General features: G+C 41.2%; 9 protein-coding genes. 6 read left to right on the plus strand and 3 right to left on the minus strand.

What is annotated here, in order from left to right:
• Positions 1–306 precede the first annotated feature (306 nt).
• From AN395_RS07915 to AN395_RS07945, 6 genes are all read left to right on the plus strand, one after another.
• Positions 307–1,953 carry a diguanylate cyclase gene (locus AN395_RS07915; RefSeq protein ID WP_235576556.1) on the plus strand — a complete coding sequence of 549 codons (1,647 nt, stop codon included), beginning with the start codon at positions 307–309 and terminating at the stop codon, positions 1,951–1,953.
• Between the two features lie 248 nt (positions 1,954–2,201).
• Entirely contained in the window at positions 2,202–2,858 is a 657-nt protein-coding gene (locus tag AN395_RS07920; protein WP_054982619.1) for a carbonic anhydrase, read from the plus strand.
• A 414-nt stretch (positions 2,859–3,272) separates the two neighbouring features.
• Positions 3,273–5,849 carry a nitrite reductase large subunit NirB gene (gene nirB, locus AN395_RS07925; RefSeq protein WP_054982620.1) on the plus strand — a complete coding sequence of 859 codons (2,577 nt, stop codon included), beginning with the start codon at positions 3,273–3,275 and terminating at the stop codon, positions 5,847–5,849.
• Positions 5,836–6,189 carry a nitrite reductase small subunit NirD gene (gene nirD / locus AN395_RS07930; protein WP_054982621.1) on the plus strand — a complete coding sequence of 118 codons (354 nt, stop codon included), beginning with the start codon at positions 5,836–5,838 and terminating at the stop codon, positions 6,187–6,189. Before nirB ends, nirD begins: the two co-directional genes overlap by 14 nt.
• Before the next feature lie 11 nt (positions 6,190–6,200).
• Positions 6,201–7,067, plus strand: a complete 867-nt coding sequence (gene cobA, locus AN395_RS07935; RefSeq protein ID WP_054982622.1) for a uroporphyrinogen-III C-methyltransferase — start codon at positions 6,201–6,203, stop codon at positions 7,065–7,067.
• Between the two features lie 269 nt (positions 7,068–7,336).
• Positions 7,337–8,590: a nitrate regulatory protein gene (locus AN395_RS07945; protein WP_029771678.1), complete on the plus strand. Its 1,254-nt coding sequence runs from the start codon at positions 7,337–7,339 to the stop codon at positions 8,588–8,590.
• 32 nt (positions 8,591–8,622) lie between these two features.
• On the opposite strand, the gene lepB is transcribed toward AN395_RS07945, so the two are convergent.
• The 3 genes from lepB to AN395_RS07960 all read right to left on the minus strand — a co-directional run bounded on the left by lepB (position 8,623) and on the right by AN395_RS07960 (position 10,732).
• The gene (gene lepB / locus AN395_RS07950) at positions 8,623–9,273 is read right to left on the minus strand and encodes a signal peptidase I (RefSeq protein WP_004586775.1); all 651 of its coding nucleotides are present in this window, start codon (positions 9,271–9,273) and stop codon (positions 8,623–8,625) included.
• A 138-nt stretch (positions 9,274–9,411) separates the two neighbouring features.
• The gene (locus tag AN395_RS07955; protein ID WP_004586776.1) at positions 9,412–9,666 is read right to left on the minus strand and encodes a DUF2999 family protein; all 255 of its coding nucleotides are present in this window, start codon (positions 9,664–9,666) and stop codon (positions 9,412–9,414) included.
• A gap of 103 nt (positions 9,667–9,769) precedes the next feature.
• Positions 9,770–10,732 carry a zinc-binding dehydrogenase gene (locus AN395_RS07960; protein WP_054982624.1) on the minus strand — a complete coding sequence of 321 codons (963 nt, stop codon included), beginning with the start codon at positions 10,730–10,732 and terminating at the stop codon, positions 9,770–9,772.
• Positions 10,733–10,821 lie beyond the last annotated feature (89 nt).

A 10,821-nucleotide genomic window follows, 5' to 3' on the forward strand; every position in this document is an offset into this window, starting at 1 on the left:
CGCTGGTTCGAATCCACTCGGTCGTACCAAAACTATTCTCTCCTCTGAATAAATATAATTAAGATACTATTTGTACGACTGTAACTCAGTTGGTTAGCGCGCTACCCACCTTAAATCCTAACTAATACTGCAAACACCCGCAGTGTTTATAAATTCGTTTAAACAAAAACGCCCTCGTATTACTTATTTATTAATGCAGTTTGTTATTTAAAGCCAAATTAAGCCATTACTTAAAGGCGATAATTTTGTTTGATTTATATACTATTTATTTACAATTTGATTATAATCGCTTAGTGGGTTTTTAAAGTGAGTTTAGGTATGGTGCGGGTTGGTATATTAACAGTATTCTTTTTCTGTGCTTTGTTTAGCCCGCTAACACCTGCTTATACACTTAATAACAACATTACCCTAGAGGATGATAACCTGTGGCGCCCTGTCATAGCATTCAATGCGCCTCCTTCTGCACAGCAAGTAATTACATCTTATAAAAACGCTAGTGAAACGAGTAACCTGCTCGGTAAAAGTGGCGCTGTAATAACAAAAATTGCGTTAAATAACCCCACCACTGGAGCTTGGTATGTGCTGCCGCAAGCCAATTTTATCGACGTTGGTTTAGCCTATTGGCAAACCGAACAGGGGGATATAGTTAAGCTTGCTGATTTTTCGCAGTCTCACGTTAATCAACCGGCAATTTTAATGCATGGACAAGCATTTAAACTGCCCTTCTATGCGCCAAGCAGTGGCTATTTATGGATATATTTAGAAGCCAAACACTATCCAACGCCGGTTGATTTAAGTATTTTAAGCGAAGGTGTATTTTTGCATCATCAGTTTTATATAAACTCATTAAGCCTTATTACTATTTCTGTCATGCTCACTTTAGCAATGATGGCCTTTGTAATGTTTTTAAGAGTAAAGCAAAAAGTGGCCTTGTTTTGTGCTGGGTATGTCGGTTTGCACGGTCTTGGCTGGGCGTTTGCTTCGGGCGCTGTAAATACAACTTATGCCAGCCCCTCTTTTAATAAACATTACTTAGGGATTTATTTATTTGCCTTTGCTGTGAGTTGCGCAGCAGCATTTACCTACTACCTGTTTAACTTCGATAAAGAAAAAGCCAATAAGCTTGGGAGTGCTTTAAAATACTTTACCGTTAGTGCATTTGTATGTGGTATCTGCAGTCTATTTATGCCTTTTTATTTAGTGTTTTATATCGCGCACTTTTTAGCAGCCGTATGGGTTATGCTTAGCTTAACCACCGGGTTTGCTATGCTTAGCCTGAACGATTTTAGAGCCAAGTATTTTTTATTTGGAAATATGCTCTATAGCCTGTCATTAGTAGTATACGTTGCGTTTCATTTTGATTTAATAAATGCGACCTCTTCAGAAATACTTGTACTGTTAGCCTTAGCAATAGATTGTGTGTGTATTGTGCTCTCTTTGTCTGAGTGGCTAAAGTTAAAACAGCACGAATTTAGTACCTTGTTACATGAATCTCGCTTTGATCCTCTAACCCAAGTTGGCAATCGACTACTATTAAATGATGAGCTGATTAAACTTGCACATAGTGCTTACATCATTGTGTTTATAGATTGTGATGGAATAAAAAAAATAAACGATGCGCTTGGGCACGCCAAAGGTGATGCGTTTTTAATTAATGCTGCAAAATTAATGACACAGCATCTAGCGCAAGACGGCACCGTATTTAGAACCGGGGGCGATGAATTTATTTGGTTATGTAAAGTCAAAAACAAATCACACCTTCCCCAACTAAAAACCACACTTACCCAGAAGCTCACCGCATTACATCGCACTATTCAACAGCAATGGCCGCAATCAGGTATTAGTTATGGCATAGCATCTAGCGATGAGTGCCAAAGCCATACTGAGTGTTTAACCTTAGCGGATCAGCGCATGTATAACTTAAAATCAGCCCATAAACTTAAAGCAAGTTAAGCTAATAACCTTCTCAACCACCTTTTTCGCCACTTACCGCCTTTTATTTTACTCGAAGCCTCTGCTAGGTACGATCATGTATACGCCAATAACTTCATGCACGTGTGTCGCCCTTTGTTCGCGAGTATGAGATTTATTAAACAGTGTAATAGTACAAAACAAACAAGAACAAAGTTATAATGGCGCTAATTTGTCAGGCGAATAAAGCTATAAATAACACGATTAAATTACACCAATAGGAGTTGTACATGGAACATATTATTTCGGGCGTGGCTAAGTTTCAAAAAGAAGTTTACCCATCAAAAAAAGCAGCGTTTCAAAAACTAGCCAATGGTCAAAACCCAGAAGTGTTATTTATCACCTGTGCCGACTCACGTATCGATCCTAACTTAGTGACTCAAACTGAACCCGGTGAATTATTTATTTGTCGTAACGCGGGCAATATTATCCCGCCACATAGTAATCAAACCGGCGGTATGACAGCCTCAATTGAATTTGCGGTGGCTGCACTGGGCGTATCGCACATTATTATTTGTGGACACTCGGATTGTGGCGCAATGAAAGGCGCTATAAATACTGAAGGTTTATCAAGCTTACCGCACGTTAAAGAGTGGCTTGGCCACAGCCGCGTAGCAACTGAAGTTGTAAAAGAAAAATGCGGTTGCGCAGAGCTAAACAATAACGACCACCTAGGCTTAGTAATTGAAGAAAACGTAGTACAACAACTACAGCATATAAAAACACACCCTGCTGTGGCTGCAAAAATTGCAACCGGTCAAGTTAAGCTACACGGCTGGGTATATGATATAGAATCTGCAGAAATTAAAACCTACGATGAAGCGACGGGCAGCTTTAAACCTGTTGAAGATACCGAAGTAGAAACCCTAGCTAAACAAAGCAAGTAAAGCCGCTTTACAGTATTAATGCGCTTACTGTTATCTGAAAATAACAAAGCGCATTTTTTATTTATAGCCTAAACGCTTACCCCTCGTTATTAGTTAACGGCACAAATGCACTTTTGCTGACTAAACAGCACTTTGTAGCCTCATTATGTGCACTCCCATAGTGCTAGCCCCGCACCAAAACAATTCAAATATGCGTAAGTAAAACCATTTAAAAGTAATGTAGCTATTAAAAAACAAACACTTATAAAAATGGCCGTGTTTTTGCTTATATGATAACCATACCGTTCGTTATTAAAACGACACACATTTAGGTTGTTATGACCACAGGCAAAGAAGCCCGCTCGCAGTTGCATTAATTTGTAACTGTGGCGGGCTTTTTTGTTTTTAAATTAAACCGTCATTGAGGGGATACCAATGCAAACACCAACAAAAATACTCATTATTGGGAATGGGATGGTTGGGCACCATTTTGTAGAGCAAATGCGCCAAAGCGACGCTAACGCGCACATTACCGTACTGTGTGGAGAAGCAAATTTAGCTTATGACCGTGTTTACTTATCCAGCGTGTTTGATGGTAAAACAGCCGCCGATTTAGCCCTAACCACTTTTGATAATTATCAGCAGTTAAATATAAATGTGCATACTAACCAGTGGGTTAATGAAATAGATAAAACAAACAAGGTAGTTAGCACTCAAACCGGTGATAAATTTAATTACGATAAACTTATTTTAGCAACAGGGTCGTACCCGTTTGTGCCGCCAATTAAAGGGAATGACCAACCCCATTGCTTGGTTTACCGTACCCTAGAAGATTTAGAGCAAATAAAAGCAAGCGCTGCGCAAAGTAAAAGTGGCGTAGTGATAGGTGGCGGCTTGTTAGGGCTTGAAGCAGCCAATGCAATTAAGCAACTTGGGCTTGATACTCATGTAGTTGAGTTTGCACCCCAACTTATGGCGATACAACTTGATGAACAAGGTGGCACGCTGTTAAAAAACAAAATTGAAAAATTGGGCGTAAGCGTGCATACCGCTAAAGCCACCAGCGAAATAGTAAAAGGCGAAACGAGCCGTTACAGATTAAATTTTTCAGATGACACGTTTTTAGAAACCGACTTAATTTTGTTCTCGGCCGGTATTCGCCCATACGATGAGCTTGGCAAAGTGGCCGAACTTGAATTAGGGCAACGTGGCGGCATTGTAATAAATAACCAATGCCAAACATCAAACCCTGATATATATGCTATTGGCGAATGTGCCTTATGGGACAAAAAGCTATTTGGCTTAGTCGCCCCGGGATATAACATGGCTCGCGTGGTTGCAAGCCAACTTACAGGCGGCGAACTTGAGTTTTTAGGCGCCGATATGAGCACAAAATTAAAACTACTCGGGGTAGAGGTAGGCTCAATTGGCGATGCCCACGCTAAAACCCCCGATTGCAAAGAGTTAATTTATCAAGATCCTATTCGTGATTGTTATAAAAAAATTATTTTAAATGAGGCAGGCAACAAGTTATTAGGCGCAGTACTTGTTGGCGATACTAGCGATTACGACACACTGTTGCAGTACATGTTAAACGACATGGAATTACCCGCACACCCTGAGTGCCTCATTTTACCTGATAGCGAAGGAGCACCTGTTTTAGCGGGAAATGCCCTGCCCGATACCGCCACTATTTGTTCGTGCCACAATGTAAGCAAAGGCGACATTGTGGGTGCAATTGATAGCGGCTCATGCGATTTATCTGCAGTTAAAGCTTGCACCAAAGCCGCCAGCGGCTGCGGGGGCTGTGCCGCATTATTAAAATCGGTAGTCGACAGTGAACTTCAAAGCCGTGGGGTTGAAGTTAACAACCATGTGTGTGAACACTTTGCTTTTTCGCGCCAAGAGTTACTGCATTTAGTAAAAGTAGAAAGCATTAAAACTTTTGATGATTTGCTCGCTAAACATGGCAGCGGTCATCACGGCTGTGAAATATGCAAACCTGCAGTGGCCTCTATTTTAGCTTCAACGTGGAATGAGTTTATTTTAGAACCCGCTCATGTTGGCCTGCAAGATACCAACGACACTTACCTTGCAAATATGCAAAAAGATGGCTCTTACTCTGTCGTTCCTCGTATAGCGGGTGGTGAAATTACCCCCGACAAACTTATTGTTATTGGTCAAGTTGCCAAAGACTTTAACCTGTACTGTAAAGTAACCGGTGGGCAGCGTATCGACTTATTTGGCGCACGCCTTGAAGAGCTCCCTATTATTTGGGAAAGACTTATTGCAGCCGGTTTTGAAACCGGTCACGCTTATGGTAAATCGCTCAGAACCGTTAAATCGTGTGTTGGCAGCACGTGGTGTCGCTATGGCGTACAAGACAGTGTTGGCCACGCGATTGCGATTGAAAACCGCTACAAAGGTTTACGCGCCCCGCATAAATTTAAAATGGCCGTATCGGGTTGTACTCGCGAATGCGCTGAGGCACAAAGCAAAGATATAGGCGTAATAGCAACCGAAAATGGCTGGAACTTATACGTATGTGGAAATGGCGGTATGCGCCCGCGCCATGCTGATTTATTTGCTACCGATTTAGATACCGAAACACTCATTAAATACATTGACCGCGTGATCATGTTTTACATTAAAACCGCCGATAAACTGCAGCGCACCTCAGTGTGGATGGAAAATTTAGAGGGCGGGTTAGATTATTTAAAAAGCGTAGTAATAGACGACAGCCTAGGTATTTGCCATGAGCTTGAAACCCAAATGGCGCTTATAACTAAAACTTACGCCTGCGAATGGAAAAAAGCAGTCGAAAGTCCAGAGGCCTCAAAGCGGTTCCGCCAATTTATTAATAGCCCAGATGCCGATAGCAATATTTTATTTGTACAAGAGCGCAACCAAATTCGCCCTGCAACTGAGTCTGAAAAACGTAACCAGCAAAATTCGACAAACCGTATCCCCGTAATGGAAATTGAGCAGGAGCAAGCTGATGTATTGGCATAAAATTGGAACAACCGACGACCTAGTTGCTAATAGTGGCGTATGCGCATTAGTAAACAACCAGCAAGTGGCCATATTTTATGTTCCACAAAATAGTGAGCCTGTGTTAACCATTAGCAACTACGACCCGATAGGCAAAGCCAATGTACTATCGCGCGGCATTATTGGCTCTATTGATGGAAAATTAGTAGTGGCCTCCCCTTTGTATAAGCAACATTTTTGTTTAAATACCGGCGAGTGCCTAGAAGCAGAGGCAATACAGCTCCCCGTATTTGAAGCCAAAATAGACAATGGCAATGTCTTTGTTAGCGCTGAGCCAAAAGCCATTACAGCGTTAGCATAAGGAGCAATAAAATGAGTGTTCTTTCGTATTTTTCGGGTATTGAAAGCCCATGGCTAAACAAGTTTGTTAATAAACTCACTCAAGATGCAAAGCACAAAGCTAAACACCAAAAAAACGGCCACGTGTATTTAATAGGGGCAGGTCCGGGCGATGCTGAGCTTATAACTGTAAAAGCGCAGCGCCTGATTGCAGCAGCCGACGTGGTATTGTACGACAGCCTAGTTAGTGAAGCGCTTTTAAATACACTGCCTAAACATGCGCAGCGAGTGTATGTAGGTAAACGCGCAGGCAAGCACTCTATGCCACAAGCTGCCATTAGTGACCTATTAGTAAAATACGCACAACAAGGGTTTAAAGTTGTCCGTTTAAAAGGTGGCGATCCCAGTATTTTTGCGCGCATCAATGAAGAAGCCAACGCCCTATCAGAGCATAATATTAATTTTGCTATTGTCCCGGGCGTTACTACCGCGTGTGCAGCCTCGGCTTATACTGGTATACCGCTTACTGCTCGCGATGTGGCCCGAAGTGTTACCTTTTTAACGGCGCAATTTGCCGATCCTAATAAACTCCCTAATTGGCACAACTACACCTATGTACAAGACTCTAACAACCCCACGCTAGTCGTCTATATGGGATTAGGACGTTTAAACGCATTAAGTACTGGTTTGCAATCGGTTGGCTGGCCTAAAACAACCCCTATCGCATTGATAGAAAATGCCACCACCAACCAGCAAAAAATAATAACCAGCACGCTTGGGCAAATTATTAGCGAAAGTGCGGAGCACACATTAACGGGCCCTACGCTAATTATGGTTGGCGAGGTAATAAATCATCAAATGGCTATCAGCCCAGCGTTGCTGCAATGTAGTAACGCATAAATTCCCCCTCTGGTGTTTGCTCTGTGCAGTTTACAGAGTAAACACTTTTTTCCCCTCGTTCATGAAGGGCGCAATCGAGTGCAAAAACAACTATTTTTGCACCAAAAAGGTTTATTCCTGTAATAAGGACAGATAAGCTAAAATGGGAACAAATAACAAGTATGGCTTTAAGCAGCTGTTTTAATTTAATTTTAAATTCAATCGAAAATTTTTTAAATGATTGGAACAGTGGTTGCACTTTATATACAAAAAAGTGTGGAATAAGTCCTATGTTATCGAGCAATCCTCTCACAAAACAGTTTTTATTAGCAGCAAAATACCAAGAAATTCATGCCTTAAAACAGCTTCAAAAAAGCTGTGCATCGCTTACTAAACTGGGCGATTTTATACACCAGTTACAAAAAGAGCGTGGCATGAGCAATATTTACTTAGCCTCTAACCGCAAACGTTTTGCTTCGCAGTTAAAACAACAAATTAGCTTAACAGAGCAAACACAAACGCAGTTTTACCACTCAATTAAAACGACCTTTATTACCGATAACGCCGACACGGGCCACACCCGTTTGTACAATTTAATTACCCATAGTTTGCAATCGTTAGAGGCGCTGCCAGAGCTGCGACAACAAATAGCAAATCAAAAAATTACCCCAGTGCATGCAACTCAATCGTATACGCAGCTTATTTCGTGTTTGCTAAATATAATTTTAGAAGCCGCCGATGGCGCAAGCGACCCGCGCGTTACACGATTGCTAGTGGCTTATTTTAATTTTATGCAAGGTAAAGAATACGCCGGACAAGAACGTGCCTGTGGCGCGCAAGCGTTTGCATCAAGTAAGTTTACCGTGGAGCAAAAACAACAGCTTGCTCATTTTGTTCAACAACAGCACCACAGCTTTACGTTTTTTAACGAATATGCCGACGAACACGTATTAAAATGCTATCGCTCGTTAACTGATCACCCCGTAAATAAGCAAGTGGATCAGCTACGCGGGCTTTTACAAAATTTAGATGACGAAAATGCGCAGCCGCTTTCTCAGCTTAGTGAGGTGTGGTACGAGGTAACAACAACGCGTATCGATATTATGCACAAAATAGAGCAAAACCTCAGTGACTACCTTATTGACTCTGCAGCAATGCAAATTGCTCAGGCGCAGCGCACTTTAAATTCAAATAAACAAGTTATAAGCAGCCTTGAAGAACAATACATGCCAATGACCGACGGCCAACTCGCGTTTAAACAAAATACCCCCCAAAATACCGCTGCTAATAAACTCAATAGTAATAAAAGCATGTACGACTTAATCATGGAGCAAAGCCAACATATTAAGCAAATAAACCAGGCTTTAGTTGATGCTAAACGGGTAATAACAGAACAAAAAATAATACATCAGGCAAAGTATATTTTAATAGAGCAGCTAAGCCTTAGCGAAGAGCAAGCTCATAAAAAGTTGCAAAAGCAAGCAATGGACTCGCACTGCTCGCTTTATAATATTGCGCAAAAAATTGTAGAGCTAAGCGATTAAAATCGGGCGTATGGTTAGCGCCCAAAACCGCCTTAAAGTAAGGGTTTTAAAAAGCGGTTTTTACGAGGTAAGTAATAATCGTCGTAATCAAGCGACACAATAATACGCTCTGCTTTGCCAAGTAGTTCGCTGCGGGGGATTAAACCAATAACACGCGAGTCAGCACTGTGGTCGCGGTTATCACCCATTGCTAAATAATAATCTTCAGGAATAGTTATTTTATTAAAACCCGATAGCTGTGAAGGCGTATGCGCAACACGAATCGTATGTTTGTGGCCATTTAAATCTTCTATTTTATCTAAAGAATCAATATTGCTTTGCAAGTTATTGTATTTAAGTTTAACGCCATTAATTTCTAGCTCGTTGTTATAAAGCGCTACCGTATCGCCTGGCACACCAATTACGCGTTTAATTAACCGGTTATCAGCAGCTTGTGAGTCAAATACAATAATATCGCCTGTTTGTGGATCGGCTAATTTAACTAAAGGAATATGCGTAAAAGGGATACGTATATCATAAGCCATTTTATCGGTTAAGATTCTGTCGCCTTCTAATATGGTGGGTTTCATCGAGCCTGTCGGTACTTCATACCAATCGGCAACTGCGCTTCTAAACACGCTCATCAGCGCAATAAATAAAATTAACGAACGGTTATTTTTCCAAAATTTATAAAGTGGCTTCATACCTAGTCCCTACCTATCATAAGTAATAGTATGACTAGCTTAATACCAAGCAGTTCAATGAATAATGTAACAAAAAGTGTGGTGATTTTAGGTAGAATTACCAAGGCTTATGCCTTGGTAAGGAGTAATTTGTGAAGCTTATTGTTGGTTTAGCTTGTCTTTCGCTTCTTTTACTTTTTCAAAGTCTAGGCCGAGTTCGTCGGTGGCTTCTTTAATTAAGTGCGGCTGAGTCATAACCACGGCCATTAACTGCTGTAGTTTTTCAGGCGGAATACCAAGCTCTTGTACTAATGCCATTGCCATCATTGGGTTTTGTGTAAAGGCCTCGAACAATGCTTTTACTTTTTCGTCGCTTACATTGTGCTCTTTAAGTATTGCTAGTATTGGGTTCATTTTTAACCTTATGTGTTTTGTACGTATTTTATATTTACTAAATTATATTAGCTGAGCCATGCATTAACAACGCCAACACACGCCTCAGTGTTACATTGGGTGGTTATTCTACAAGTAATACCACTTTACCGGCATTTTCATTACGCTCTAAAATAGCATGCGCTTCGTTTGCATCGCTCCACGGTAGTGTTTTATACACGTTAAAGTCGTACTTTTTAGTAGCAATATCATTGTAAAAACGCGCAACTAAGTCATCGCGTAATTGGCGTTTAAACTCAATGCTACGGTTTCTAAGTGTTGATGCATGAAACGAAATACGTTTGCGTAATAGCGCTGCAAAATCAACCTCAGCAAAACGCCCATCTAAAAAAGCGAGCATAATAATTTGGCAATCCATGGCAGCAATAGCCGCATTTTTATTTAAATAACTGCCCGAAACAGGATCTACAATTGCATTTGCTAAAAGCTCATTTGCTTGCATATATTCTACAAAATCAGTTGTTTTGTAGTTAATGGCATGATCGGCGCCAAGGGCTTTTGCATGCTCGCATTTTTCATCTGAGCCTGCAGTAATAACCACCGTTGCACCTGCACTTTTAGCCATTTGAATAGCCGCACCGCCTACACCACTTGCCCCTGCATGAATAAGCGCTGTTTGGCCTTGTTGTAATTTACCCAGTTCAAAAAGCGCACCAAATGCTGTTAGGTACACTTCGCTAATAGCTGCACCTTCAACCATGGTTAAATCATCTGGCAATACCATTAATTGTTTAGCATCTATGGCAACGTATTCGCTGTAAGCCCCGCCTGCGCACAAGCTAAAAATACGTTTATTAAGCCAGCTTTTATCAACATCAAAACCAAGCTCAACCACTGTGCCTGCGCACTCTAAACCTAAAATGGGGCTATCCCCAGCTGGCGCTGGGTATTTACCTTGGCGCTGCATGCAATCAGCGCGGTTTACACCTATAGCAGACACTTTTACTAGCACTTCGTGGCTTTTTAAAACCGGTTTATCGGTTTCACTAAATGCAAGGGTGCCACCCTTATGAGAAATATATTTCATTAATGCTCCGTATTTAGCCTTTTAATTAGGGCCTGATAACCTTTCAGGATTAAAATTTGTTCAATCTAGGGGCCATTTAATCGCGGCGC

The sequence above is a fragment of the Pseudoalteromonas sp. P1-30 genome (genome assembly GCF_001400005.1).
Lineage (GTDB): Bacteria > Pseudomonadota > Gammaproteobacteria > Enterobacterales > Alteromonadaceae > Pseudoalteromonas > Pseudoalteromonas atlantica.